At 65.5% G+C, this 25,336-nt stretch carries 28 protein-coding genes and 1 pseudogene; 10 read left to right on the forward strand and 19 right to left on the reverse strand.

Translation table 11 applies throughout. From position 1 onward, the window contains the following. Nucleotides 1-33: 33 nt before the first annotated feature. Together MYCSM_RS19830 and lepA are read right to left on the reverse strand one after the other, a co-directional pair. Complete coding sequence (locus MYCSM_RS19830; protein ID WP_015307946.1) at nucleotides 34-753, reverse strand: sensor domain-containing protein; 720 nt, start codon at nucleotides 751-753, stop codon at nucleotides 34-36. Nucleotides 754-763: 10 nt separating this feature from the next. Continuing rightward, a pseudogene (gene lepA, locus MYCSM_RS19835) lies at nucleotides 764-2,733 on the reverse strand (translation elongation factor 4). Here lepA and MYCSM_RS19840 point away from each other — a divergent pair. Further along, nucleotides 2,695-3,282, forward strand: coding sequence for a type II toxin-antitoxin system PemK/MazF family toxin (locus MYCSM_RS19840; RefSeq protein WP_015307948.1), 588 nt, complete (start codon nucleotides 2,695-2,697; stop codon nucleotides 3,280-3,282). The pseudogene lepA and the gene MYCSM_RS19840 overlap by 39 nt on opposite strands. Here the strand turns inward: MYCSM_RS19840 and MYCSM_RS19845 are convergent. Together MYCSM_RS19845 and MYCSM_RS19850 are read right to left on the reverse strand one after the other, a co-directional pair. After that, nucleotides 3,279-3,884, reverse strand: coding sequence for a GNAT family N-acetyltransferase (locus MYCSM_RS19845; RefSeq protein WP_015307949.1), 606 nt, complete (start codon nucleotides 3,882-3,884; stop codon nucleotides 3,279-3,281). The genes MYCSM_RS19840 and MYCSM_RS19845 overlap by 4 nt on opposite strands. After that, nucleotides 3,885-4,316 (reverse strand): CBS domain-containing protein, encoded by a 432-nt coding sequence (locus MYCSM_RS19850; protein ID WP_015307950.1) that lies wholly within the window; start codon nucleotides 4,314-4,316, stop codon nucleotides 3,885-3,887. 393 nt (nucleotides 4,317-4,709) lie between these two features. On the opposite strand from MYCSM_RS19850, the gene MYCSM_RS19855 reads away from it, so the two are divergent. Then, nucleotides 4,710-5,732 (forward strand): aldo/keto reductase, encoded by a 1,023-nt coding sequence (locus MYCSM_RS19855; RefSeq protein ID WP_015307951.1) that lies wholly within the window; start codon nucleotides 4,710-4,712, stop codon nucleotides 5,730-5,732. On the opposite strand, the gene MYCSM_RS19860 is transcribed toward MYCSM_RS19855, so the two are convergent. Genes MYCSM_RS19860 through MYCSM_RS19875 form a run of 4 tightly spaced genes read right to left on the reverse strand, consistent with a single transcriptional unit; the run spans nucleotide 5,733 to nucleotide 9,737 of the window. Next, nucleotides 5,733-6,461 carry a TetR/AcrR family transcriptional regulator gene (locus MYCSM_RS19860; protein ID WP_232425633.1) on the reverse strand — a complete coding sequence of 243 codons (729 nt, stop codon included), beginning with the start codon at nucleotides 6,459-6,461 and terminating at the stop codon, nucleotides 5,733-5,735. Continuing rightward, nucleotides 6,454-7,197 carry a creatininase family protein gene (locus tag MYCSM_RS19865; RefSeq protein WP_041312451.1) on the reverse strand — a complete coding sequence of 248 codons (744 nt, stop codon included), beginning with the start codon at nucleotides 7,195-7,197 and terminating at the stop codon, nucleotides 6,454-6,456. Before MYCSM_RS19865 ends, MYCSM_RS19860 begins: the two co-directional genes overlap by 8 nt. 2 nt (nucleotides 7,198-7,199) lie before the next feature. Beyond that, nucleotides 7,200-8,570 carry a type III glutamate--ammonia ligase gene (gene glnT / locus MYCSM_RS19870; protein WP_015307954.1) on the reverse strand — a complete coding sequence of 457 codons (1,371 nt, stop codon included), beginning with the start codon at nucleotides 8,568-8,570 and terminating at the stop codon, nucleotides 7,200-7,202. Nucleotides 8,571-8,576: 6 nt separating this feature from the next. Beyond that, nucleotides 8,577-9,737 (reverse strand): aromatic ring-hydroxylating oxygenase subunit alpha, encoded by a 1,161-nt coding sequence (locus tag MYCSM_RS19875; RefSeq protein ID WP_015307955.1) that lies wholly within the window; start codon nucleotides 9,735-9,737, stop codon nucleotides 8,577-8,579. Between the two features lie 173 nt (nucleotides 9,738-9,910). Between MYCSM_RS19875 and MYCSM_RS19880 the strand changes: the two genes are divergently transcribed. Then, nucleotides 9,911-10,771 (forward strand): ribonuclease Z, encoded by an 861-nt coding sequence (locus MYCSM_RS19880; RefSeq protein WP_015307956.1) that lies wholly within the window; start codon nucleotides 9,911-9,913, stop codon nucleotides 10,769-10,771. Here the strand turns inward: MYCSM_RS19880 and MYCSM_RS19885 are convergent. Next, nucleotides 10,738-11,613 carry a TIGR03560 family F420-dependent LLM class oxidoreductase gene (locus tag MYCSM_RS19885; protein WP_015307957.1) on the reverse strand — a complete coding sequence of 292 codons (876 nt, stop codon included), beginning with the start codon at nucleotides 11,611-11,613 and terminating at the stop codon, nucleotides 10,738-10,740. The two genes, MYCSM_RS19880 and MYCSM_RS19885, sit on opposite strands and share 34 nt — an antisense overlap. Next, complete coding sequence (locus tag MYCSM_RS19890) at nucleotides 11,610-12,329, reverse strand: hypothetical protein (RefSeq protein WP_015307958.1); 720 nt, start codon at nucleotides 12,327-12,329, stop codon at nucleotides 11,610-11,612. Before MYCSM_RS19890 ends, MYCSM_RS19885 begins: the two co-directional genes overlap by 4 nt. Nucleotides 12,330-12,417: 88 nt before the next feature. Here MYCSM_RS19890 and MYCSM_RS19895 point away from each other — a divergent pair, with 88 nt between their 5' ends. Continuing rightward, nucleotides 12,418-12,885, forward strand: a complete 468-nt coding sequence (locus tag MYCSM_RS19895; RefSeq protein ID WP_015307959.1) for a MarR family winged helix-turn-helix transcriptional regulator — start codon at nucleotides 12,418-12,420, stop codon at nucleotides 12,883-12,885. A 30-nt stretch (nucleotides 12,886-12,915) separates the two neighbouring features. On the opposite strand, the gene MYCSM_RS19900 is transcribed toward MYCSM_RS19895, so the two are convergent. From MYCSM_RS19900 to MYCSM_RS19910, 3 genes are read right to left on the reverse strand one after another with little or no spacing between them, the layout of a single operon-like run. Further along, complete coding sequence (locus MYCSM_RS19900) at nucleotides 12,916-13,755, reverse strand: transglutaminase family protein (RefSeq protein ID WP_015307960.1); 840 nt, start codon at nucleotides 13,753-13,755, stop codon at nucleotides 12,916-12,918. Then, nucleotides 13,755-14,732: an alpha-E domain-containing protein gene (locus MYCSM_RS19905; RefSeq protein ID WP_015307961.1), complete on the reverse strand. Its 978-nt coding sequence runs from the start codon at nucleotides 14,730-14,732 to the stop codon at nucleotides 13,755-13,757. The genes MYCSM_RS19900 and MYCSM_RS19905 overlap by 1 nt, the downstream gene beginning before the upstream one ends. 14 nt (nucleotides 14,733-14,746) lie before the next feature. Continuing rightward, nucleotides 14,747-16,309, reverse strand: coding sequence for a circularly permuted type 2 ATP-grasp protein (locus tag MYCSM_RS19910; RefSeq protein WP_232425821.1), 1,563 nt, complete (start codon nucleotides 16,307-16,309; stop codon nucleotides 14,747-14,749). Between the two features lie 289 nt (nucleotides 16,310-16,598). On the opposite strand from MYCSM_RS19910, the gene rpsT reads away from it, so the two are divergent. Beyond that, a complete protein-coding gene (gene rpsT, locus MYCSM_RS19915; RefSeq protein ID WP_015307963.1) occupies nucleotides 16,599-16,859 on the forward strand; it encodes a 30S ribosomal protein S20 in 261 nt (86 codons plus the stop codon). Between the two features lie 83 nt (nucleotides 16,860-16,942). Here the strand turns inward: rpsT and holA are convergent, their stop codons facing one another. The 3 genes from holA to MYCSM_RS19930 are packed head-to-tail and all read right to left on the reverse strand — an operon-like array spanning nucleotide 16,943 to nucleotide 20,261. Then, nucleotides 16,943-17,884 carry a DNA polymerase III subunit delta gene (gene holA / locus MYCSM_RS19920; protein WP_198345103.1) on the reverse strand — a complete coding sequence of 314 codons (942 nt, stop codon included), beginning with the start codon at nucleotides 17,882-17,884 and terminating at the stop codon, nucleotides 16,943-16,945. Between the two features lie 17 nt (nucleotides 17,885-17,901). Continuing rightward, nucleotides 17,902-19,446 (reverse strand): ComEC/Rec2 family competence protein, encoded by a 1,545-nt coding sequence (locus MYCSM_RS19925; protein WP_015307965.1) that lies wholly within the window; start codon nucleotides 19,444-19,446, stop codon nucleotides 17,902-17,904. Between the two features lie 5 nt (nucleotides 19,447-19,451). Further along, nucleotides 19,452-20,261, reverse strand: coding sequence for a ComEA family DNA-binding protein (locus tag MYCSM_RS19930; RefSeq protein ID WP_041314482.1), 810 nt, complete (start codon nucleotides 20,259-20,261; stop codon nucleotides 19,452-19,454). A 113-nt stretch (nucleotides 20,262-20,374) separates the two neighbouring features. On the opposite strand from MYCSM_RS19930, the gene MYCSM_RS19935 reads away from it, so the two are divergent. Then, on the forward strand, nucleotides 20,375-21,055 hold the full coding sequence (locus tag MYCSM_RS19935; RefSeq protein WP_157681363.1) for a hypothetical protein: 681 nt from the start codon (nucleotides 20,375-20,377) through the stop codon (nucleotides 21,053-21,055). A gap of 106 nt (nucleotides 21,056-21,161) precedes the next feature. On the opposite strand, the gene MYCSM_RS19940 is transcribed toward MYCSM_RS19935, so the two are convergent. Beyond that, nucleotides 21,162-21,569 (reverse strand): tautomerase family protein, encoded by a 408-nt coding sequence (locus MYCSM_RS19940; RefSeq protein ID WP_015307968.1) that lies wholly within the window; start codon nucleotides 21,567-21,569, stop codon nucleotides 21,162-21,164. A gap of 130 nt (nucleotides 21,570-21,699) precedes the next feature. On the opposite strand from MYCSM_RS19940, the gene MYCSM_RS19945 reads away from it, so the two are divergent. Further along, nucleotides 21,700-22,350 (forward strand): winged helix-turn-helix transcriptional regulator, encoded by a 651-nt coding sequence (locus tag MYCSM_RS19945; RefSeq protein ID WP_015307969.1) that lies wholly within the window; start codon nucleotides 21,700-21,702, stop codon nucleotides 22,348-22,350. On the opposite strand, the gene MYCSM_RS19950 is transcribed toward MYCSM_RS19945, so the two are convergent. Then, nucleotides 22,347-23,408 (reverse strand): hypothetical protein, encoded by a 1,062-nt coding sequence (locus MYCSM_RS19950; protein ID WP_198344959.1) that lies wholly within the window; start codon nucleotides 23,406-23,408, stop codon nucleotides 22,347-22,349. The genes MYCSM_RS19945 and MYCSM_RS19950 overlap by 4 nt on opposite strands. 12 nt (nucleotides 23,409-23,420) lie before the next feature. Here MYCSM_RS19950 and nthB point away from each other — a divergent pair, with 12 nt between their 5' ends. From nthB to MYCSM_RS19965, 3 genes are read left to right on the forward strand one after another with little or no spacing between them, the layout of a single operon-like run. Further along, the gene (gene nthB / locus MYCSM_RS19955) at nucleotides 23,421-24,050 is read left to right on the forward strand and encodes a nitrile hydratase subunit beta (RefSeq protein ID WP_015307971.1); all 630 of its coding nucleotides are present in this window, start codon (nucleotides 23,421-23,423) and stop codon (nucleotides 24,048-24,050) included. Continuing rightward, nucleotides 24,047-24,640, forward strand: a complete 594-nt coding sequence (gene nthA, locus MYCSM_RS19960; RefSeq protein WP_015307972.1) for a nitrile hydratase subunit alpha — start codon at nucleotides 24,047-24,049, stop codon at nucleotides 24,638-24,640. The genes nthB and nthA overlap by 4 nt, the downstream gene beginning before the upstream one ends. Then, the gene (locus MYCSM_RS19965) at nucleotides 24,637-24,924 is read left to right on the forward strand and encodes a nitrile hydratase accessory protein (protein ID WP_015307973.1); all 288 of its coding nucleotides are present in this window, start codon (nucleotides 24,637-24,639) and stop codon (nucleotides 24,922-24,924) included. The genes nthA and MYCSM_RS19965 overlap by 4 nt, the downstream gene beginning before the upstream one ends. On the opposite strand, the gene MYCSM_RS19970 is transcribed toward MYCSM_RS19965, so the two are convergent. Next, the gene (locus tag MYCSM_RS19970) at nucleotides 24,921-25,316 is read right to left on the reverse strand and encodes a DUF6841 family protein (RefSeq protein WP_015307974.1); all 396 of its coding nucleotides are present in this window, start codon (nucleotides 25,314-25,316) and stop codon (nucleotides 24,921-24,923) included. The genes MYCSM_RS19965 and MYCSM_RS19970 overlap by 4 nt on opposite strands. Nucleotides 25,317-25,336: the final 20 nt, after the last annotated feature.

Genomic DNA, 25,336 nt, shown 5'->3' on the forward strand with positions numbered 1-25,336 from the left:
CCACCGCAAGCGTCGGCTAGCCGTCAATTTTTGCTAACTGCCGATCTTCTGCAACATCAGGTTGGCGACGCCGATCGCACCGGCCGCGTTGCCGCCGGTAGCGCCTGGAGGGTTCGTAACCTCCACATCCACAACACAATCCGATGCGACGCCAAGTGCGCGCTGGATCGTCGAACCGTCGTCGTGCAGGACGACCGCGGAGACGACCTTGTTGTCGACGACGACGTCGGTGATTCGGCTCAACCCGTCCGCGCCGTGCTCGGGTTGATGCAGCACCAGCGTCTGGCCGTTGCAGCGGTGCCATTTGTCGGCCGCCGCGGCGAAGAACGCCTGCGCATCGTCCGCGCTGGCGAATTGCACAGCGCCGAAAAAGCCCGAGTACGACGGGCCGTTCTGATCGCCGCCGATCCACGATTGGCTGGCCACGGTGCGCACCGGATTCGCCTGATACACGATCTTTTCCAGGCGGAAGCCCGCGCTCACGCAGTCGAGGGGGGTCGCCTCGGATTCGCGCACACCGGCCAGCAGCATCTCAGGCCCTCCCTTGACGGGACGACCCATGAAGCCCGCGGTGCCGAGGATGGTGGCGAGTTCGTTGGTGGTCGGCAGAGCCTGATCCGATGCCCGCGATACGACCGGCTTGGCGGCCTCGGCGATGTGGACGGTGGGCGCACTCTCGACGGTGGCCGACGAGCAGCCCGCCAACACCACACACGCGCTCAACGCCGCGATAGTCGACCGGCTCGAGCGCATGAACACCTACCTACTTCTTGGCCTTGTCGGCCGGGGCATCGGTGGACAGCGCGGCGACGAACGCCTCCTGCGGCACCTCAACCCGGCCTATGGTCTTCATTCGCTTCTTGCCTTCTTTTTGTTTCTCGAGCAGCTTGCGCTTCCGCGTGATGTCACCGCCGTAACACTTCGATAGCACGTCTTTGCGGATCGCGCGGATGTTTTCGCGAGCAATGATCTTGGAACCGATCGCGGCTTGCACCGGAACCTCGAACTGCTGACGCGGAATCAGCTCCTTGAGTTTGGTCGTCATCTTGTTGCCGTACGCGTACGCCGACTCCTTGTGCACGATCGCTGAAAACGCGTCGACGGCCTCGCCCTGCAAGAGAATATCGACCTTCACCAACTCGGCTTCCTGCTCACCCGCCTCCTCATAGTCGAGGCTCGCGTAGCCGCGGGTGCGCGACTTCAGCGCGTCGAAGAAGTCAAAGATGATCTCCCCCAACGGCATTGTGTAGCGCAGCTCCACACGCTCGGTCGACAGATAGTCCATGCCACCGAGTTCGCCGCGCCGCGACTGGCACAGTTCCATGATCGTGCCGATGAATTCGCTTGGCGCGATGATGGTTGTCTTCACGACGGGTTCGTAGACCGTGCGAATCTTGCCGTCGGGCCAGTCGGAGGGATTCGTGACGACGAGCTCGTCGCCGTCTTCCTTCACGACGCGGTACACGACGTTGGGCGACGTCGAAATCAGGTCGAGGTTGAACTCACGTTCGAGTCGCTCGCGGGTGATCTCCATGTGCAGCAGGCCAAGGAAGCCGCTGCGGAACCCGAAGCCAAGAGCGACCGAGGTTTCCGGCTCGTAGGTCAGCGCAGCATCGTTGAGCTGCAACTTATCGAGCGCGTCGCGCAGATCGGGATAGTCGGAGCCGTCGACGGGATACAAGCCCGAATAGACCATCGGCCGGGGTTCGCGATAGCCGGTCAGCGGCTCGGTCGCGCCGTGGCGTGCCGCCGTCACTGTGTCGCCGACCTTCGACTGGCGCACGTCCTTCACGCCGGTGATCAGGTAGCCGACCTCGCCGACTCCGAGGCCGACTGACGGCTTCGGTTCGGGTGAGACGATGCCGACCTCCAGCAGCTCATGTGTGGCGCCGGTGGACATCATCTTGATGCGCTCGCGCGGGACGATTTTGCCGTCGACGACGCGGACGTATGTCACCACACCGCGGTAGGTGTCGTAGACGGAGTCGAAGATCATCGCGCGCGCCGGGGCGTCGGCGTCACCGACCGGCGGTGGGACTTCGCGGACGACATGATCGAGCAGCTCGGAAACCCCCTCGCCCGTCTTTCCCGACACCCGCAGCACGTCGCCGGGCTCGCAGCCGATGATGTGCGCGATCTCGCCGGCGTAGCGCTCTGGATCGGCCGCAGGCAGGTCGATCTTGTTGAGCACCGGGATGATGTGCAGGTCGCGGTCGAGCGCGAGATAGAGGTTGGCCAGCGTCTGCGCCTCGATGCCCTGGGCGGCGTCAACCAGCAGCACGGCGCCTTCGCACGCCTCCAGCGCCCGCGACACCTCGTAGGTGAAGTCGACGTGGCCGGGTGTGTCGATCAGATGCAGCACATAATCGGTGCCATCCAGTTGCCATGGCAGCCGGACGTTTTGGGCCTTGATCGTGATGCCGCGTTCGCGCTCGATGTCCATCCGGTCCAGGTACTGCGCGCGCATGTCCCGATCGGCAACCACACCGGTCAGCTGCAGCATTCGATCGGCCAGCGTCGACTTGCCGTGATCGATGTGGGCGATGATGCAGAAGTTCCGAATCTGCGCCGGCGCTGTGAAGGTTTGGTCGGCGAAACTGCTGATGGGAATCTCCTGGTGAGCGCGTTGGTGTGCGTTAACAGGGTATCGAGGCAAGCCCCTCTCGACACAATCGCGGGCACACAGACTCCCCTATGCTCGGAAACATGGCTCCGCCGTGGAAGACGTTTCAGCGCTTCGCGGAGAACCTCGTGTTCAACGAGGCGCCGAAGTTCATCCGTCAACAGCTGCAGACCGGCATCCAGACCAGCATCAGAATCGGGCTCGATGCGCTCTCCGGCATGCCCGACGCCGAGGCTCCGGCCATCACCGCGGGCCGCCCGGTCACCGACAACAGCGTTCCGACCGCGCAGCGGGCCCGCAAGCTGGTCTACGCCCCGGACCTGGACGGCCGGGCCGATCCCGGCGAGATCGTGTGGACGTGGGTGGTCTACGAGGACGATCCGACCCGCGGAAAGGACCGGCCCGTCCTGGTCGTGGGCCGAGACCGCTCGACACTGCTGGGCCTGATGCTGTCCAGCCAGGAACACCACCGCAACGACCGCGACTGGGTCGGCATCGGCAGCGGCAGCTGGGACTACGAGGGCCGGCCCAGCTGGGTGCGGCTGGACCGGGTGCTGGACGTTCCCGAAGAGGGCATTCGCCGCGAGGGCGCGATCCTGGAGCGCGATGTGTTCGAGGTCGTGGCCGCCCGGCTACGCGCCGAATACTCCTGGAGCTAGCGCGGCGTTCGCCACATCGGCCACAACGGCGGGCCACCGTCGGGCAGCTTGATCTCGCCCATGATCTCGAAGCCGAACCGCAGGTAATACGCCTCGTTCTTCGGGTTGCTGTTCTCCAGATATGCCGGAGAGCCTTCGGCGTCGCATCGGTCGAGCCGCGAGCGCATCAACGCGTGGCCGAACCCCGCACCGCGCACGGAGGGGTCGCTGCCGATCAGCATCAAGTACCAGTGCGGTTCTTCGGGGTGGTGCTTTTCCATCAGCTCCATCACCCGCATGCTGGCGGGAACCCGCGAGCGAAATGCCCACAGCATCGTGGGCGTCGTGATGATCTGCTCGACCAAGCCCGGCTTGCGCTGGCCCGGCGGATCCCAGAGTGTCGCGGCGCCGACGGTTCCGTCGCGCACCCCGACCTCCGAGCCTGCGCGCGGCACGAAGTGGTGGCGGGCAAGCGGCGCGAACGCCCGCGTCAGCGCTGTCAGCCGTGAGCTGTCATCGGGCAACATCCAGCTCGTCACCGGATCGTCGTAAAAGGCCTTGGCCAGAACGCGGGCAGCATCGCGAACATCCTTCCGCCCCAAGAGGCGGACGTCGATCGACACTCAGCGACCTTGGGTGATGTAGGCCTGCAGGTGCTTCTGCTCGGCCTCGAGTTCCTCCATTCGCGTCTTGACCACGTCGCCGATGCTGACGATGCCTGCCAGCCGCCCGTTCACTACCACGGGAACGTGGCGCACCCGGTTCTCGGTCATCAGCGCACTGAGGCTGTCGACCGAATCTTCCGGCGAGCATGTCGCCACCACCGTCGTCATGATCTCGGACACCGGGCGATGGAGTATCTCGGTGCCCAATTCGTGCAGTTTGCGCACGACGTCTCGCTCCGACACGATGCCGACCAACCCGTCCTGCGACATCACCACCATGGCGCCGATGTTGTGCACAGTGAGCTCGGTGAGCAGACCGGCGACCGACGTCTCGGGCGTGATGGTGGCCACCGCCGCACCCTTGTTCCGCAACACATCTGCGATCCGCATGGACGCCTCCCGGTCGTGAACTACTTCACAGGTTAGGGCCGACACGCCCGACGCGAAAGAGATTCCGTGGTTGCAACAGGGTCACGTCCACGGCCGCAACGCGACGGGCGGTTGCGCGTTGCAGTCGCTCCCGAACTATGTCGGGAGCTACGTCGTCGCGGATTCGCTGGCCAAGGCGGGTTTTGACGTGACGGTCGTTGAGCAGTCGCACAACATGCGATTCAGCGGGAGGCCGGTCGTTCGAGGCCCCGCGGTTCGAGGTCGCGGAGCGGATCCCGGCGGGCTTGCGCGCCTACGAGGCGCGACACCGGCCGCAGCGGGCGACGAAGGAGAATCGACTCAAAGGAGCGCTCAGCCGGAATACCGTCTCGGCCAGATTCGTTGCGAGCGAGCATGACGAGTGCCAACACAGTGCCCACAGTCGAATTGGGTGATGAACTGACTGTCAGTGCAATCGGTTTCGGCGCCATGGCGCTGACCCCTGTATATGGGGAGGTCGACGACACCGACTCGCTTGCCACGCTGCATCGCACGGTGGACCTGGGTGTGACCTTCATCGACACCGCCAACATCTACGGCAACGGCAACAACGAGAAGCTGATCGCCAGTTTGCTCGCCGACCGCCGCGAGGAGGTCACGCTGGCCACCAAGTTCGGCATCGAGGGCAATCCGGCGGACCGCGCCGCGGGCCGGATCGGTGTCCGGGGCGACGCCGCTTATGTCCGGCAGTGCATCGATGAAAGCCTGCAGCGGCTGCAGACCGACGTGGTCGACCTCTATTACATGCACCGCCGCGACGTGAACGTGCCGATCGAAGAGACCGTCGGTGCCATGGCCGAATTGGTGGCCGCAGGCAAGGTCCGCCATCTCGGGCTGTCCGAGGTGACGGCCGACGAACTGCGGGCGGCGTCCGCCGTGCATCCGATCGCCGCCGTGCAGAGCGAGTGGTCGATCTGGAGCCGCGACGTCGAGACCAATGTGGTGCCCGCGGCCGCCGAGCTCGGCGTCGGTTTCGTGCCGTATTCGCCGTTGGGGCGCGGGTTTTTGACCGGAACGGTCCGGTCGGCGGCCGATCTGTCGTCGCCGAACGACTTCCGCAAGACCATGCCTCGCTTCAGCGAGGGCGCCCTGGACGCCAACCTCGCGGTGGTGGAAGTCGTGAAGTCGGTGGCCGAGCAGCAAGGAGCGACACCGGCCCAGGTGGCGTTGGCCTGGCTGCGGTACCGCGCCGAGGCACTTGGCGTTGCGTCGGTGCCGATTCCGGGCACCCGGCGGGCCGAGCGCGTCGCGGAGAATCTTGGCTCAGTGACGGTGACGCTGACGCCTGCGCAGCTCGACACGCTGGACGCTGCGGGCGCGTCGGTGTCAGGTAATCGGTTCGCCGACATGACCTTTGTTTCCGCCGGACGCGAATAGTCACTCCGGCTGCGGACGGGTGACTCGAAGCGCGATGGATGCGTCGTCGAACTGAGCCGCCTGCGCACTGATCCTGGTGATCTCGCTCGGCCGCTTCAATAGGCCACGGATGGCGATGATGGCGACCTGTTCGCCGACCCGGATGGCCTCCTCCGCCCTATCGCCCTGATCGGTGTGCAGGCGCGTGCGCTTCTGGGCGCCCTCGTCGAAGTTCAGCAGGAGGCCAGCCGTTTCCTCGCGATCGCAATCGATGAACTTGCCCTCGGTGATCGCGGCACCGATCAAGTCGACGACCCAGTTCTTCAGTCGCTCGTAATCCGCCCAGAATTGGTGGAATTCGGTGCGCTGGTCGTGGGCGATCCGCTGGATTTCGTTGAAGTCGATCGGTGATAGGGCCAGCTGCATGGTGTCGAACCGCAGCAGCCGGTAGAGCTTGACTGCAGGCGAGCCGGAGCCGGCGCCGACCTCAGCGATGAACTTCAGCGGCGCCCGGTTGACCAATAGCGTTTCGCCCAGCAGCTGTTCTTTGTTGCGGAACCAGTAGTAGAGCGATGACTGCTGCAGGCCCGATGCTCGCGCAATGTCACTCATCGTCGTTTGGGCGTAGCCCTTTTCGGAGAACAGCTTGGTCGCCGCGCTGACAATGTCGGCGCGGGGCTTAGTTGTCCGGGTGGCGTCGCCGCCAACGGCGTTATTCCGTGGTCGTCCGATGGCGTGGAGTTTAGCCAAGCGGCGGTTGCTCACTGTGCGCACGCGCGACCGTGTCACGCGCGGCGGTCACCACATCCCGCCACAGGTCGAGGCCCATCGACTTGGTCGCGCGCGATGGGTATCCGGTGACCCCGTTGGTGGAGACATGCTGGACTGCATATTTGAAGACGGCGCCCTCGCTGCGGTCTGGATCGTCCGCCTCGCGCATCCTGTCGGTGTCGACGAGCTCGGGCCTCAGCACCAGCATGAGCGAGGTCTCTGCCGCGTTCGCGTGCCAGTCCACCGCATCTTCCGTCGCGCGGCGCGCGATGTCGGGTGTCAGATCCCACCACTGCATCACACCGATACGCAGCTGCGGAAATTCGCGCCGGAACCGATCGCAGGCGATCCACAGCGAGGCCGCATTACCGACGTGACCGTTGACGAACAACAGCCGCCGGAAACCGTTATCGACGCAGGCCTCGGCGACCAACCAGGCATTCGCAGCGGTCTCCTCCCCGGAGAACGCGACTGTACCCGCGTGCCGACTGCCGTGAAAGAAACTGGCGCCGAAGGCAAGTGGCGGCAAAACGACCGCCTTCTGCCCCGCCGCCGCGTCGGCTAGTGCCGTCGCGATGATGGTGTCGGTGCCGACCGGCAGATGCGGCCCATGCTGTTCGGTAGCGCCGACGGGTATCAGTGCCACGCAGTCCGGATCGGCGGCCAGGCGGTCGGCCAACTGCGTCGAGGTCAGTTCTTCCCACCAATGGCTCATGCTCACCAGAACCTCAAGTAGCGTTCGGTCTCCCACGCCGACACATGCGCGTTGTAACTATCCCACTCGGCGCGCTTCTCGGCGACGAACGACTCGAACATCGCGTCACCGAACACGCGTCGCACCAGCGGATCGACCTCGAGCGCATCGATGGCCTCGCCGAGTGACCTTGGCAGCCAACCGATTCCGCGCGCGACGAGGTCGGGTTCGGTGAGCCGGTAGAGATTGTCCCGGTTCGGCTCCCCGGGGTCGAGTCCCTCCCGGATTCCCTCCAGGCCGGCGGCCAGCATGAGCGCACCGCCCAGGTAGGGATTGTTTGCGCTGTCGGCCGCACGGCACTCGACACGGCCGCCGCCCCTCGGGATGCGCAGCATGTTCGTGCGGTTGTTGTCGCCGTAGCACGCGAAAACCGGCGCCCACGTCAGGCCGGACATGCTGCCCTGTTTGACCAGCCGCTTGTAGCTGTTGACCGTCGGTGCGATGACCGCGCAGATAGCATCGGCGTGGCGCAGCACCCCTGCGATGAACTGGTAGCCGAGCTGCGAGAGACCGCAGCTGCGCGGATCATCTTCGGCGGCAAAGAGGTTGGCGCCCGATGGATCTGCTAGCGACATGTTGTAGTGCGCACCGCTTCCGGTGCGGTCGGCGAACGGCTTGGGCATCCATGAGGCGAACAGGCCGTGCTTGTAGGCGATCTCACCGACCATCATCCGGAAGAACACCAACCGGTCGGCCATCGACACCACATCGGTGTAGGTGAAGTCCGTCTCGAACTGACCATTGCCGTCCTCATGGTCGAACGAGTAGACGTCCCAGCCGAGTTCGTTCATCGCGGACACGATCTCGTCGACCACCGGGTAATTGTGCAGCATTGTTCGCAGGTCGTAGCAGGGCTTGTCGAGATTGTCGTCGGGGCTGGCGGGCCCTGGCTTGTCAGTGTCGGTGAGCAAAAAGAACTCGGTCTCGATGCCGAGGTTGAAGGTGTATCCGAGTGTCGCCGCGTCGGCGGTCACACGTTTGAGGATCTGCCTGCTGCACGCGTCGAACGGGCTTTCGCCGATCCACAGATCACCTGGGAACCAGGCGATCTCGCGATTGAACGGCATGATGATCGGGTGCTCGAGGTCAGGATGCGGAGCGACCTCGTCGTCGTTGACGTCCTGCGGCACGCCGTCCAATGCGGCGCCGGTGAACATCTCAGAGCCCAGCGCCGCCTGGGTCAGATGGCCGAGCGGCACCATCTTGCTCTTGGGCTTGCCGTGCATGTCGACGAAGCTGATCGCGGCGTACTTGACGCCCTTGGCAGCTAGCGCGTCGGCGACGTCGCGGGCGGTTGTGGCTGTGGCGTTCTGGCCGTTGAGGGTTGTCGTCATGTGGTGTCATCCTGCCGATGCGAGAGTGGTGGGGTTGATGAGTCCGAGCTCGCGCCCGAGGTAGCGGTAGAACTCCCACAGCGGTCGCTCCAGGTGCGACAGCCGCCCCTTGCTCGTCACGCCGGACCGGACTGCGCGCTGGACTGCGGCGCAGACGTCAAGATCCTCGCGATGGATGTCGCAGATCAGCTTGACCAGCTCGCTGCGGCGTTCCTCGACATTGGGCGCGGCCAGCGAGGCAGGCGACATGCAGATGTCGAGCTGGAGCTCGATCTTGCCCGCGCCGAGCGGAAGTGTCTTGAGCCAGTACATATATGCCGGGCCCATCGCGATCTGTAGCAGTGGATACGCGATGAAGATCAGCGACCTGTCTTTGTGCTCCGCGGTCAGCGTGTCGGCGCCGGGCGACAGGAACGGCGGATCGGCAGGATATTCGGGCCGCTGCTGCGACCACATCGTGGTGAAGTAGTCGCCGACCTCACCGGTGAAGCTCATGTTGGCGGGGAACCGGTCCTCCAGCGACCCGCGGTGCGGACCCATGTGGTGGTAGCACTCCATGAAGTTGTCCACCATGATCTTCCAGTCCCAGTCGCACACGCCCCAGTCGGTCTGCTCGACGGTCTGGTAGTTCTCCAGGTCGTAGGCGTCGACGATCGGGTCGAGCGCCGCGTACTGACTCGCCAACGACTCCGCCTGCCCGTCGAAATTCACCATCACGAAGCCCTTCCAGATTTCGTGGCGAAACTTCTTGAGGGGGTAGTCATTTCGATCGAATGCGGGTGACTTCTTCATCTCCGGTGCACCGGCGAGATGTCCGTCCAGGCCGAAGGACCACAGGTGGTACGGACACTGCAGCACGTTGGCCTCCCCCGCTCCGCTGCACACTTCCATCCAGCGGTGTGTGCAGTTGCGTGACAGCACCCGAATCTCGGAGTGACGGTCACGGGTCACGACAAGCGGGGTGCCGAGGATGTCGATGCTGTAGTAGCTGCCGGGTGTGGCCACCTGCTCGACACGGCACAGCGGGAGCCAGCCCCGCTTGAAGATTCGGTCAACCTCGGCGGCGTACAGCTCGTCACTGCCGTAGGCCTCGGGGGGCAGAGTCACCGCCTTCTCGGGTGACTCGACGGCGCACGTAGCGGTAAGGCGGGAGTAGTCGAACGTCATCGCCCGACGGTATGGGTGCACTGTTGCGGATCGGTTTCACAGTGGTAAATGACCTATTGAAACTTTCAGCTAGCCGAGGCACAGGTTTCGTAGGCTTTCAGCGCAGCACTCAATACTCTATTGAAACGAAGGTTTCACTTTCTGACGTGCCCGCAAACGGTAGGAATAAGGGCATGATCGAGGTGACGCTGCTCGGCACTGGTAGTCCGATTCCCGACGCCCGCCGAGCGGGACCGTCCACCCTCGTACGGGCCGGCGGGCAGACGTTCCTCGTCGACTGCGGCCGCGGTGTGCAGCAGCGATTGACCGCCGCGGGCACGGGCGCGAACGCGTTGACCGCACTGCTATTGACGCACCTGCACAGCGATCACATCGCCGATCTCGGCGACGTGCTCATCACGAGGTGGGTGAGCACATTCGACCCCAATCCGGTGCCGTTGCCGATCATCGGGCCGCCGGGCACCGCAGAGGTGGTCGATGCGACGTTCAAGGCGTTCGGCTTCGACATCGGGTACCGGATCGCGCATCATGCCGATCTGACCTCGCCGCCGGCGATAGAGGTGCACGAGTACACCGACGGTCCCGTGTGGGACCGCGACGGGGTGACGATCCGGGTCGCGCCGACCGATCACCGCCCGGTGGCGCCGACGATCGGATTCCGCATCGAACACGGTGACGCGTCGGTGGTGCTGGCCGGTGACACCGTGCCGTGTGACACTCTCGACGCGCTCGCCGCAGGCGCTGGTGGGTTGGTGCACACCGTGATTCGCAAGGATCTGATCGACAAGATGCCGATGCAGCGCATCCGCGACATCTGCGACTACCACTCGTCGGTCGAGCAGGCCGCGGCCACCGCGGCACGCGCCGGTGTCGGAATTCTGATCCTCACCCACTACGTGCCAGGAATCGAACCCGGCCAGGAGGAAGACTGGCGAGCGCTGGCCGCCACCGAGTTCGATCGTCAGATCGAGCTGGGCGACGACCTGCATCGCGTGGAGGTTCACCCCGGCGTGTGCGCCAAACCGGCCAGCTGATCTGCTGCGCCGGCAACGCAATTGAGGTCGGCTTCGGACAGCGGCCGCCCGCGGGCGATCACCACGACGTGTTGCACGCCGAGTTCGCCCAGCGCGTGGCATCTTTCGACCAGGTCCCCGGAACTTTCGCCGTCGCGCAGGGCCGTGGTGACGGTGCGCTCGATCTCGTCGGGTGACCTGCCGACGTCAGCGCGATGACGGTCCAGCACGGCAAGTTGCCTGCGGATCGCTTGACCGCCATCTGGTACATCGAACAGATTGCACGCGTCGCCATACTCGGCGACGAGCCGCAGGGTGCGCCGCTCGCCGGTGCCGCCGATCAGCACCGGCGGCCGCGTGACAGGTCTCGGGCTGCCGACCGGCCGGGTCAACTCCAAATACTCACCGCGGAACGGGGTTTCGTCGCCGTGCCACATCTGGCGTGCCAGCCGTAGCAATTCGGTCATCCTGGCGAACCGCTCGGCAGTTTCGGGCATGAACAGGCCCATCGCGCGGGCCTCGTCGACGTTGTAGCCGGCACCGAGCCCCAGCCACGCCCGGCCCTTCGACAGCACGTCCAGTGTCGTGACGGCCTTGATCAGCAAGGCGGGTGCGCGGAACGTGGCGGCGGTGACCATGGTGCCGAGGCGGATACGCGACGTGACTGCGGCCAGATACCCCAGCGACGTGTAGGCCTCCAGCATCGGCTCGTCGAGCTGGCTGGCGGGATCTGCCTGCAGCAGATGGTCGGGCACCCAGAGCGTGTCGACGGCTGTGTCGTCGAGGGCGCGGGCGAGTGTCGCGAGTCGGTCCCCGATCGAGTCGGGCCATGAGTAATTCGTCACGCTGACACTGAGTTTCATGATCGAGCCGTCACCTCCTGCTTGTTACGCCGGCGCAGTGGCAGCATCGCGCCCGCCGCAATCAGCCAGACGAGGCCGGTAAATCGGCACACGGGCAATAGGGGCGACAGGCCCGGCCAGATCAGCACCAGCGTGGTCAGTTCGGCGAGACCGGCAACGACCAGCCCGGCCCAAGCAAGTGCTCGCGGCAGCAAGCCGACGACGAGGGCGGGCACCGCGATGCCTGCGATCAGCAGGCCGAGCGTGACCACATGCCACGGGCCTCCGGTCAGATACGTGAGGTAGTACAGCGCGCGGACCAGTGCGGCGTCGGCGGTGACCTCCGGGCGCGACAACGTCCAGACGGTCAGGCTCGACAATCCGAGCCCGGCCGACGCCAGCAGACCGCCCGCCAACGCGATCGTCGCTCCCGGTGCGGTGATGCCGAGTTGACGCAGGCGTGCGCTCGCGGTGGCCGCGTAGATGGCCAGCGGTATCGATGAGCCGAACGTCCCGACTGCCAACGCGACCGCGGCGGCGTGGTTGCCCGCGACATAGGCCTGGATTTCCGCGGCGGAGCCATACGGCAACGGCATGACACCGCCGGCGAGCGCGACACCAACCACAAGGCCGGCCAGCAGCAACGTCAGCGAGACTGCCGCGAGCATCGCCAATGGCGGACCGCCCTGCGGGGGCCGGGTCATCGCCCTATTCGTATCGGTGATTGAATCGTTCATGGCTTGAACGATATGCCTGATATTGAAGATCGACAAGATGATTCACTCATTCGTTCAAGAAATAGTTCATAACTGATACGATTTGTCGATGTCAGGTGACAACGTGGCGTTCCTGCTGTCCCAACTCGGCCACCGCTCCGCCTCGGTATTCGCTGATCTGATCGCATCGATCGATCTCACGGCGCCGCATTCCGGGATCCTGCGGGCGATCGCGGCCGAACCCGGGCGTAGCCAGCAAGCGCTCAGCGGTCAGCTGGGGTTGCTGCCAAGCCGAGTCGTCGCCTATGTCGATGACTTGGAGGATCGCGGATACGTCGAACGTCGCCGCAATCCCGACGACCGGCGACTGCATGCGCTCTATCTCACGCCAGCGGGCAAGAAGGTCATGGGCAAGATCGGCGAGCTGGCCCGTCAGCACGAAAAGCTGATGACCGCCGGGCTGGACACCAAACAACGAGACATGTTGCGCGAACTGCTGTCCGTGGTGGCGGACCATCAAGGCCTGACACCGCACGTCCACCCCGGCTTCCGCAACTTGGGCCGCGGTAAGCCCTAACTCGTTCGCGCGAATACGCGACAGAGGACGTCAAGCCAGCCGGGTGATCTCCACGACCACGTCTAGATCCGTCGAGCCTTCTCCGGAGTAAATGCCTTTCAGCGGTGAGACATCCGCGTAGTCACGGCCAACCCCGACGCTGACGTACTGCTCGTTGATCTCTTTGTCGTTTGTGGGGTCGTAGTTCCACCAGCCGCCGGTCCACGCCTGTACCCAAGCGTGACTCTGCCCGTCGATCGTGTCACCGACCTTCGCCTTGGCCTTGGGATGCAGATAACCCGACACGTAGCGGGCGGGAATTCCCATGCCGCGCAACAGGATCAGCGTCAGATGCGCGAAGTCCTGGCAGACACCCTTACCTTCGCGGTGCGCATCCAGGCCCGACGAGTGCACACCGGTAGTGCCCGGCACGTATTCAAGTTCGCTGTGCACCCAATTCGCAGCCGCGGTGACGGCCTCCTGCGGATCGTGATACTTGGCGATGCGCTCCCCCACCCGCTTTATCCGCTTGCTCTGCGGCGTGTAGTGCGTCGGGCTGATCACCTCATCGAACCGGTCGATCACCGCTTCGGAGTGCAGATCATCCCAACTGACGTTGTCCGTGGGAATTACGTCCCGATCCGTCTCCACCACCGAACTCGACGTGACCTCGAGTTCGGTGTGCGGAGCATGCAGGTCGAACGCAGTCACTGCGGTGCCCCAGTAGTCGACGTAGCGGTATGACCGGGTGGCGGGCACGGTTTCGACGCGATTGAGGATGACGTTCTGCCTGCCGTCTGAGCGAGGTGTCAACCGTGCTTCGTTGAACGATGCGGTGACCGGCGACTTGTAGGCATAGCCCGTCGAATGCACAACCCGCAGCCGCCACATCAGACTTCGCCCTCCTCGATGACCACCGCGCCGTTGTGCCCCGCGTCGTGCCACGCCACCCACGGCGCTGAGTGGAAGTACTGCACCGCCAACGCTTCTCCGACTTCGTGACACGTCGTCTGCAGAGCAGCCAGCCGCTTCTCCAGCGACTCCAGAAGCGCACCCGGCGGAAGGAACTCCAACTCGCTGCGGGCGCGCCCCAGCAACCGCTGCGCCTCAGCCGTGGCGCCGAGCCGGTTGTGCGGACGGTTGAGCAGTTCGTCGAGACTGTGCTCGGCCAGCCGCAATGAGTAGAAGATCGACCGCGGGAAAAGCCGGTCCAGCAGCATGAATTCGACGACCCTGCCCGCGTCCAGCACGCCGCGATAGGTCCGCAGATACGTGTCGTGCGCACCCGCCGAACGCAGCAACGTCACCCACGCCGGCGACGAGGCGCTGTCGCCGACGCGGGACAACAGCAGCCGCACCGTCATGTCGACGCGTTCGATGGCGCGGCCCAACACCATGAATCGGTAACCGTCGTCGCGGCTCAGCGTCGAATCGGCCAGGCCTGCGAACATCGCCGCGCGCCCCTCGACATAAGACAGGAACTCGTGCGGCCCAAGGCGTTTGGCGGCGCGTTCCCTCTCAGCGAGCGCGTTATAGGTCGTGTTGAGGCATTCCCATATCTCGGTGGACGTGACTTCCCGTGCACCGCGGGCATTTTCGCGTGCCGCCGAAATGGATTCGACGATCGAGCAGCCGCCTGCTGTGTCACGGCTGAAAGCGACGAGGTCGGTCAGCGACCACACATCCAGCTGCTGCCTGGGCGCCTCGATGCCCAGCACCCGCAGCAGCGTCCGCGACGCCTGGTCCGGGTCGACGCTCGAATCCTCGAGCAGTTGGTGCACCGTGACATCCAGGATGCGGGCGGTGTCGTCGGCCCGCTCCACATAGCGGCCGATCCAGTACAGCGATTCGGCGTTGCGTGCCAACATCAGATCATCACCGCCTACTGCTGCTGCTGTTGTTGCTGCTGACTTGACCCGTTGGTCGGTCGCTGCGCCTGCGATTGCTGCTGTTGCTGTTGCTGCGATGACCCGTCAGAGTCGTTGTCGGGCTTGGCTTTCGACGTCTTGGGCAGCGACCGCACCACCTCTGCCGCGGCGAGCTCGCGGTCAGCCACCGACGCCCGCGACGCCAGCACCCAGGTGTCCTTGGAGCCTCCGCCCTGGCTGGAGTTGACCACAAGCGAGCCCTCGGGCAGCGCCACCCGGGTCAGCCCGCCGGGCAGCACCCACACGTTGTCCCCGTCATTGACGGCGAACGGCCGCAGATCGACGTGCCGCGGTGCCAGCTTGTCGCCGATCTGGGTCGGCACCGTGGAGAGCTGCATCACGGGCTGCGCGATCCAACCTCGCGGGTCGTTGCGGATCTTCTTGCTGATCGTGGCCAGCTCCTTCTCCGACGCATCCGGCCCGAACACGATGCCGTAACCACCGGAGCCCTCGACCGGTTTGATCACCAGTTCGTCGACGCGGTCGAGCACTTCCTCGCGTTCGTCATCGAGCCAGCAGCGGTAGGTGTCCACGTTGGCCAGCAGCGGCTTCTCGCCGAGGTAGTACTCGATGATCGTCGGCACGTAGGTGTAGACCAGCTTGTCGTCGCCGACGCCGTTGCCGACCGCGCTGGAGATGACGACGTTGCCCGCGCGGGCGGCATTGAGAAGGCCGGCCACCCCGAGCACGGAATCGGGGCGGAACTGCATCGGGTCGAGGAACGCATCGTCGATGCGGCGGTAGATCACGTCGACCTGACGCTCGCCCTCGGTGGTGCGCATGTACACGGCGTTGTCGCGGCAGAACAGGTCGCGGCCCTCGACCAGCTCCACGCCCATCTGCCGGGCCAGAAGCGAATGCTCGAAGTATGCCGAGTTGTAGACGCCGGGCGTCAGCACTACCACCGTCGGGTCGGCGACGTTGTTGGCCGCCGCGTTGCGCAGCGCCCGCACCAGGTGTGAGGCATAGTCGCCGACGGCGCGTACCCGATGCGTGGCGAACAGATTCGGGAAGACCCGCGCCATCGTGCGGCGGTTCTCCATGACATAGGAGACGCCCGACGGTGAGCGCAGGTTGTCCTCCAGCACCCGGAAGTCACCCTTGTCGTCGCGAATCAGATCGATGCCCGCGACGTGGATGCGCACACCGTTGGGCGGCACGATGCCCGCGGCCTCGCGGTGGAAATGCTCGCAGGAAGTGACCAGCCTGCGCGGGATGACACCGTCGCGCAGGATCTCCTGCTCGCCGTAGATGTCGTGGAGGTAGTGCTCCAGCGCCCTCACTCGCTGGGTGATGCCGCGCTCGAGCCGCGTCCACTCCGCGGCCGAGATCACCCGCGGAACGAGGTCAAGCGGGAACGGCCGTTCCTGGCCGGACAAGGAGAACGTGATGCCTTGGTCGGTGAATGCGCGGCCGAGCGCGTCGGCGCGGGCGGCCAGCTCAGAGGCATCGGAGGGGGCAAGCTCCGCGAAAATGCCCTTATACGGTCCGCGAACGTTGCCGTCGCTGTCGAACATCTCATCAAAGGCCTGCGAGTAGCGGCCCGCGCTCTTGTAGCCGTCGAAGATGCCGTCGTACCGTTTGGACGTCCGGCCGCTTGTGCGCGACGTGCGTGCGGTCTCGGAGGGCAGGGTTCGAAGGCTCACCCATCACATGCTGCACCAATTGCGCCGTTTCGGCAGGCCAGACGCCCTCGCTTTGGGAGATTCGGGGGCGCGCTGGTAGCCTGAACAGTCGCTGCCCGCCGTCAGGCGCGGCGCAAAAAGACTTTGAGCAATCCAACCTAGATTTCGAAGGAATTACCGCGTGGCCAACATCAAGTCGCAGGAAAAGCGCAATCGCACCAACGAGCGCCGCAGACTGCGCAACAAGTCGGTGAAGTCCTCTCTTCACACGGCGGTCCGTGGATTCCGCGAGGCCGTCGAGGCCGGCGACAAGGACAAGGCCGCCGAGTTGCTGGCGACCACCAGCCGCAAGCTCGACAAGGCCGTCAGCAAGGGCGTCATCCATAAGAATCAGGCGGCCAACCGCAAGTCCGGCCTGGCCAGCGCACTCAACAAGATCTGAGTCCGCCCGCGACAAGTACGCATGTCGGATTCGAACTCGCCGCTAATCCGCGGCAAGTACCCAGGTCGGATTCGAACTCGCCGCTAATCCGCGGCAAGTTCGGCGACTTTTCTGACCGCCGCCTCCAGCGCATAGTCCGCGTCGGCCGCGGCACCCTTCACGTCTGCATTCAACGACGCGACCAGTCGCATGGCTTCGGCGATCGAACCGCGCGACCATCGTCGCGCTTGCTTTTGCGCCTTCTGCACCCGCCATGGCGGCATGCCCAATTCCGACGCCAGCCGGTAGGGGTCACCGGACAGCGGCGCGACGCGGGCGATCGTGTGCACGGCCTCGGCCAGCGCGTCGGCCAGCACCACCTGCGGTTCGCCGCTCATCATCGCCCAGCGCAGCGCCTCGGCCGCACCGGCAACGTCACCGACGACGGCCTTGTCGGCGATGTCAAAGCCCTTCACCTCCGCCTTGCCTGAGTGATAGCGGCGCACCGCTGCGGCATCGACCGTGCCGTCGGTGTCGGCGACCAACTGTGAACAGACAGCGGCCAATTCGCGAATGTCGGAGCCCACGGCGTCGAGCACCGCGACGACGGTGTCGTCGCTGACTTTGGCCTTCAACGTGCGGAATTCTTTCCTGACGAAGTCGGCCCGCTCGCTGGCCTTGGCGATCTTGGCGCATGGATAGACCTGCGCGCCAAGCTTTTTCAATTGATCAGCGAGCGCCTTGGCGCGGCCACCGCCGGAGTGCACGACGACGAGCATGGTGCCAGGCGGCAGATCCGCGGCGGCCTCCGCGATCAGCGCGACGGCGTCTTTGCCCGCCTCCCCCGCGGCCTCGAGGACAACGACACGCTCTTCGGCGAACAGCGACGGGCTGAGCAGTTCGGCCAGCTCGCTGGTGCTGACCTCGCCGGCGCGCATGCGGTCCACCGGGACGTCGACGGTGCCCGCCTGCTTGCGTGCCTGCCGAAGCACAGCAGCGACCGCGCGCTCGACGAGCAACTCTTCGTCGCCCAACACCAGATGCAGCCCCGCGGCCTCGTCAGTCACCCCCCGATCGTGTCATGTCCAGCCGACAGCCCCGACACCGTCCACGCGAGCAGGCACGCCGCCGCGACAGCTACGCCGACGCGAAACCACCGCCACCGCCAGCACACCACCGCGCCGATACTCGCGGCGGCGATACACCCCACGCCGACAACGCCCGAGGGAACGCCAATGGAGGCACCCGGCACGCCGGCGGCCCAGTGCGCCACCCGCAGCAGCCACCACAACTCCGGCCCGGTGAACCGAATCAGCAATTGGGCACCCGCCGGCCACAGCACGCACAGCGCAGCGGCGGCCGTCCCGACGACCGTGATCGCCGGAATCACGGCAGCCACCGCGAGATTGGCGATGACCGACACCACGCTGAAGGTCCCCGACATCCCGGCGACCAACGGGGCGGTGACGAGCTGTGCGGCGACCGCGACGCTCACCGCGTCGGCCACCGGCTTCGGCCAGCCGCGCGTGGTCAGCCGCCGCGACCACACCGGTGCGATCACGACCAGAGCCGCGGTCGCTGACACCGAGAGCGCGAAGCCGACGTCGACCGCCAGTTCGGGCGCGGCGATCATCAGCATGATCACACTGGCTGACAGCACCGGGATCGCTTGTCTGCGGCGATGCGACAACACGGCCAGCAGCGTGATGCCGCCCATCACCGCCGCGCGCAGCACACTGGCTGATGGCTGCACGACGATGACGAACGCAACGAGGGCGAGCGCGGCCAACGCAACGGCCGCCCGCGGCCCGAACAGTGCGGCCGTCATCAGGACTGTGCCGCAGACGATGGTCACGTTGGCGCCCGACACCGCGGTCAGATGTGTCAGCCCGGAGGCGCGAAACTCCTCGACGGTCCGCGCGGGTACCGTCGAGGTATCGCCGACCACGAGCGCAGGCAGCATCGCTGCTTGATCCGCGGGCAACACCAACCGTGCAGCATCGGCGAAGCCGGTGCGGATGTCGTGGGCAACACGGTTGATCGGCGCGGCGTCGCCCAGTTTTGGCGCTCCCGTCGCCGATAGCACCGCGACGGTCAGGTCACGGCGGGTCGGCCTGCCGATGCGGGCGCGAAAGCTCGCCGGCCGGCCCGCGCTCAGTTCGGCGAATTCCACGCCGCGCGCGAAAACAACGACCCGGCCCGATGTTTCGTCGGTGTCGATCCGTTGCAACGAGCCGCGGAACATCATTCGGTTGGCGCCCAGCGAGCGAGGCGTATCGGTCGGCGTGACGACGACGGTGGCGACCGCGCCGTAGCGTTCGACGACCGGGTGATGGCCCAGTTCGGCAACGCGCAGCCCAATCGCGACCGCGAAGCCGGCACCGACCACCGCGACAGCGACGACGCCGGTGGCGATTGCGGCCGCCCGGTCGCCAGGCTCGCGGCGGGCACTACCCCACCGCCCTACGGCCGCCGTCGCCCCGATCGCCATGGCGACGGCCGCCACCGAACCGCCTACGTGCCAGAGGATTCCAGCCGCCGTCGCCGCCCAGCTGGTGAGGGCCGCCGGAACCAGCCGCAGGTCTAACCGGGCCGCACCGGTATCCACCAGTGTCAAACACGCACGAGGTCACGCAGCTTCTCCAGCCGCGCCGGTCCGATGCCGTCGACGTCGCCGAGTTGGTCGACATTGGTGAATCGACCGTTTGCCTCACGCCACGCGATGATCGCCGCCGCCGTCACCGGGCCGACACCTGGCAACGCGTCCAGATCCTCCACAGTGGCGGCGTTCAGATCTACCAAACCGCCTGGCGCTGAGGTCTTTCCGGTCGGCGCTTCGGTCGGTGCCGCAGTCGAGGTGCTGACCGAGCTGCCCATCGCCGCCGGCTGGCCCGGCGCCGCAACGATTCCGACGATGATCTGCTCGCCGTCGGCGACGCGGCGGGCCATGTTCAACCCGATCAAATCGGCTCCGTTCAGTGGCCCACCCGCCGCGCTGAGCGCATCGGCGATCCGTGCGCCTGGCGCCAATGTGACAAGCCCCGGCTTGTGCACGAGGCCCACCACGCTGACGACCACCGGGCCGTCGGTGTTGGGCGGCGATGACCCTGGGGTTGGACGGGCCGACGAAACCATCTCCACCGGCGGTAGTTTCGCCGACGTTACCGGCGGCGCCTTGTCGCGCATCACGGTGAAGACCGTGACCAACACCGCGAGGACGCCGACTGCCGCCAGCGCGATGAGACCGGCTCGGCCCGGATCGGCCCGGATGGCCGCGACCCAGCCGGCCGGGCCCTCCGATGTGGTGGTCTCGGGTAGCCACCGCGATAGCGACGTATCCGGTTCGCCCTCAGCGCCATCGGGTGACTCGTTGTCGGCGCCGAGACGACGCTGCAGCCGTTCGGTGGGCAATTCGGTTCGCATGCGGCCAAAGTAGGCACGCATTCCCACGTTTTTACCCGCGTAGGGCCTCAGGCAACGCGCCCTGTGGATGAAATCCCGGGTGTGGATAACTGCGCCCTCTACAGTGATTTGCTATGGATCGTCGTGTTCCGATGATCGCTGGTATCGCGTTTGCGGTGCTGTTCATTGCTGCGCTGCTCATCGTTCCGACGCTTCCTGGCATCGATAAGCCGGGCTACGACATCGTCTCGTTTGTGACCGCACACTCGGGCGCGATGCGAATGCAGGCACTGATGGTGACGTTCGGGGCCTTGGCATTGGTCGTGGTGCTCGGGTATGCACGCGATCGGCTGACCGGTCCGCCGGGCTACGTGTTCACCATCGGCTCGGCGCTGGTCCTCGTCGAAGTCTTCGTCGCGACGTGGTTCACCGGTGGGCTCGCGCTGCATCCCGACCAGCTCGGCTCGGCGACAGCGCGCACCATCGCCGACATCGCTTCGATGTTCGGACCGATCCTGACGGTCGCCGACGTCATGGTCGCGGTGCCAATCCTGTTGGCGGCCAACAATGGTCGTTTTCCGCGATGGCTCGGGATACTCGCGGCGGTGTTCGCGGTCGAGCAGCTGATCGAGACCATCACGATCATCGGGCCGCCGGCGAGCTTCATTTCCCCGGGCGGCGCGATGAACTTCTACCTCGGCGGCCCACTGTTCATCATGTTCTTCTTGGCCCTCGGCATCGCACTGTCCTTGGAGGAGTCGACGGAGGATCGGCCGGCGACCATCGCAGACGACCGCGATACAGGAACCGACTAGCTTCCCGACCCCCGAATCGGGCCACGAGCTGAAAGCCACGAGTGCACAACGGCTTTCAGCCACCGGCCGTCAACTGAGCGACCGTCGTGCTCGTCCGTGTCGCCGGTCAGCTGTTGAGTTGTGCGACGGCAGCGACGATGTCGGGATTGTCGGACTGCATGCGCCCGGCGAAGCCGGCGTTCTCCAGCGGATAGAGGTTCATCAGGATCAGCGTCTCTTCGGTGTTCGCCAGTTCTCCGTACGCGTCGCGGATTGCGGCCTGGATCTTGTTGGACATTTCCCGCCGCGCGTCGATGCTTTCCAAAACGGGGGCTTCGAGAAAGCACACTGGCCGCAGGGGTTCAGCCCCGATGCGACCATCTTGTGCGACGTTTCCGGTGTCGTACTCGCGCAACCAGACCCGCACGTCGGGAATGTGGTATGCGGCATCGATCGCCGAGGTGATCTGCTGCATCATCGTCTGCTTCGCATCGGGATCGATGCCCTCGGGCGCCTCGATGAAGAACTGTGGCATGACGGTCAACTCCTCTGGTGGTTTTGGTGGACCAGGCCCGACGGGGCCTGCAAACTGACCCTAACAACAGTACTTGGAAATTCCAAGTATCAAATTTGATTGTCCTATTTTTGCTGCTAGACTGCTTCTCATGGTCGGTCGACGAAAGTACGAGGACGGTTGCGCGATCGCGCAAGCGCTCGATGTGATCGGGGAACGATGGGCACTGCTAGTCGTCCGGGAGTTGGTGCTCGGCCCCAAGCGCTTCACCGACCTGTTGTCGGGGCTGCAGGGCGTCAGTTCCGACGTGCTCACCCAGCGGCTGCGCGATCTCGGCGAGGCAGGCGTCGTGCGTCGGCGTCGGCTCGGCCCGCCGGTCAGCGCCTGGGTATACGAGCTGACGAAGTGGGGCACCGAACTCGAGCCGATCATCCTCGAACTGGCGCACTGGCTTCACAGGTCGCCGTTGATGCGCTACGACCTGCCGCTAGGGCCGGACTCGCTGATGTTGTCACTGAAGACGCGATTCGACGCGCGCGCGGCAGATGGCCTGACCGCGACCATCGGATTGTCGTTCGGGGACTCGCATTTCGATGTCCGCATCGCCGACGGCCATTTGGAGATCACGCGAGGGGATGCAGACAACCCCGATCTCGTTCTCGACACCGACGAGGCCTCGCTGCTTGCGCTGCTGAATCCCGACGGCGCGATCGATGACGCGCTTGCGAGTGGACGGGTACGCCTCACCGGCGACACGGCACTCGCTGACCGGTTGAAGCGGGTGTTCCCGGTTCCCGACTAACGCGATTTTGCATCGCGACGGTCGTACTTGCTGTCTGCCCGGCGGTGGTCCGTGTGGTCCGTGGAAGCCGTTGAGGTAGTTCGCTTCGGGGTGAGTGTTGGTTTGATGCGCGGTTTTTGGCTGTCCGTGTGCACCGATCCCACGCTCGTCGACGGCGCCGTTGTCTTCGTTGTCGCGGGGAACGGGTCGTGCAGCGAGTTCCGGATGTTCGTCACCGCGGTATCGACCGCCGAGACAACCGGCGCGCCCGCGGTCGCGGCCACCTGCCGCGCTTCCGCCGCGCCTGCAGCCAGCGCGGCCGCCGGATTACCCGAGCGCGCCAGCGCCTGCGCCGACGCGTCCGCGATCTGCACCGCGCCCGACAGCACCAGCTCACCGGCCTGGAACGCGACCGCAGTTGTGACGTCAATCGCGGAGACCGCCACCACCTGCACGATGTTCCTGGCGCCGGTCGGTGTCGTCGGCGTGCCGACGGGCTGATTGAGGGCGTTGAGAATGTTGGTGCGTCCGGTCTGGACGGCCTGCAGGAATTCACCGGGCGTCAACACCGCCGCGCCCACATTGGTGGCCGCGACGACGGCTACGTCGAGTGCATGAAATGCCTTGGGCACCACCAGAAATACATCGTTGTTGATCAACGGTGTCACCGCGGCGTTCGCCGGACCGGTAACGGATGCGGCGGCTGCGCCAAGAGCCTGTAGCGGCGAGCCCGTCGAAACCAGGGCGCCAAGGAACGTCGACGGAACCTGCGCCGCAGCAAGCGGCACGGTGATCGCACCCTCGACGGCATGCGGGCAGATGAGGCTGCAGTACTGAAACTGATTGCGGATGAAGGCCAGTGGGATCGCGCCGAGTCCAGGCGCGGCCGTCAGAGCCACCTCGCGCGATACGGTCGGCGGTGCGTGCGGCTGCGGTGGTGGCGCCATCGGGGCAGCGGCAAGCGCGCCGATTCCGATCATCGCAGCGCCGACGATGACAGAGGACCTGAGGTGGACGCGCACCCCATAGATACGGACCGAGGCATCGCAAAGTTCGATCTTCACCGTATCGGTCGCCATACGATTCACGACGTGGACGGCGTGCACGACCTCGGCGGCCTCGACGGGTTCGGCCCCGTCGAGCACACGGCGTCCGAGTCGCTGTTCGACGAAGAATGGGAGCGGCGCGCGTTTCGGCTGATGATCGGGTGGCTCGCGAGTCAGAACCCGTCAGGGGGAACATTCCGGCATTCGATCGAGCGGATGGTTCCCGAACACTACTTGTCGTCGCCGTACTACGAGCACTGGCTGACCGGCGCCGCGACCATGGCCGTAGAGGCGGGCTTCACAACGCAAGACGACCTCGACCGCCGCGCCGGCGGGCGCTTCCCCCTGTCCGCACCTGATCGCGGTGTGCTGCCCGATGACCTCACGCCCCACGAGACCCCGCGTTACGCCGTCGGCGACGAAGTCCGGGTTCGGGAATGGCATCCGCCGGGACACACCCGGGCGCCTCGCTACGTGCAGGGCAGGCGTGGCACCGTGGTCCGCGTCGACGGCGCGTTCGACATCGACGACATCGCGGCCCACGGTGGCGGATCCGTCGCCGACCCGCTCTACGCCGTCCGCTTCACGTCCCGCGAGCTGTGGGGCGAGGCCGGCGCCGACGGCGAAGTCGTGTGCGTCAACCTGTTCGAGCGCTACCTCGAGGATCCGCAATGACGACCGACCCCCATCACCCCACAGAACTGGCGCCGATCGAGGCGCGCGTCGCCGCGATCGAGCCGGTATTGGTGGAAAAGGGTGTGCTCGACATCGACACGCTCGACCAGATCGTTGCGCACTTCGAGGACAACCTCGGTCCGATGAACGGCGCCAAAGTCGTCGCCCGCGCGTGGTCCGACCCGGACTACAAGCAGCGCCTCCGCGCGGACGGCACAGCTGCGATCAAAGAACTCGGCTTCGAGGGCCCCGAAGGCGAGTACATCGTCGTGGTCGAAAACACCCCGCAGGTCCACAATCTCGTGGTGTGCACGCTGTGCTCCTGCTATCCGTGGCCGATTCTCGGGCTGCCGCCGAAGTGGTACAAGGCGCCTGCCTACCGCTCACGGGCCGTCCGGGAACCGCGCCAGCTGCTCGCCGAGCTGGGCACGGACATCCCGGCCGACGTCGAGATCCAGGTGTGGGACTCCAGCGCCGAGGCGCGCTATTTGGTGTTGCCGATGCGCCCGGACGGCACCGAGGGCATGTCCGAGAAGCAACTCGCCGGCGTGGTGACCCGCGACTCGATGATTGGCGTGCAACGGTTATGACGAATGGTCTCGACGACGCGTCGTTGCCCCGCGACAACGGCGAGCTTGTGTTCGAAGCACCGTGGCAGGCAAGGGCTTTGGCGATCGCGGTGGCGTTAACCGACAAACTTGGGCTGCCGTGGGACGCCTTTCGCCACCGGCTGATGGCCGAAATCGCAAGAGCACCGCAGCGTCCCTATTACGAAAGCTGGAGCGCTGCATTGGAATCCATGGTCGTCGAGCTGAACCTGGCTACACCGGCCGCGCTCGATGCGGCTTCACCCACCGAGCGCGCGCCGCTCTAGCCAGCGGCCAGCAGCACGATCCGCGGCCCGGCCACGTCGTCAGTCACGATATAAGTGACGGTGGGACAGTCGATTTCCTCGTTCTGGCTGTTGCGGCGTGACATGGCTGCGCGATATACCGCCGAGCTCGAATTGAGCATCGTCACCTCGGGGTGCAGCACTTCCGTGCGGTGATAACCATTCGCACGCAGGCCGTCGATCAGGCTCTGTATCACCGCCGCGGCCTCGTCATCGGTCATCACAGTGGTGACGCCATCGGCACTGGTGAAAATCAATGGCACGCCGTAGTAGGGCAGCAACGTGGCCATGTCGACCTCGCCTCGCGCACATGCCGCGAAGGTGCCGAGGTACTCGGCGATCCAGCGGTCAACCGAGTCGGCGTCCAGGGGCATGGGGTGATCATGCCCCAAAG

It is taken from the genome of Mycobacterium sp. JS623 (assembly GCF_000328565.1).
GTDB lineage: Bacteria > Actinomycetota > Actinomycetes > Mycobacteriales > Mycobacteriaceae > Mycobacterium.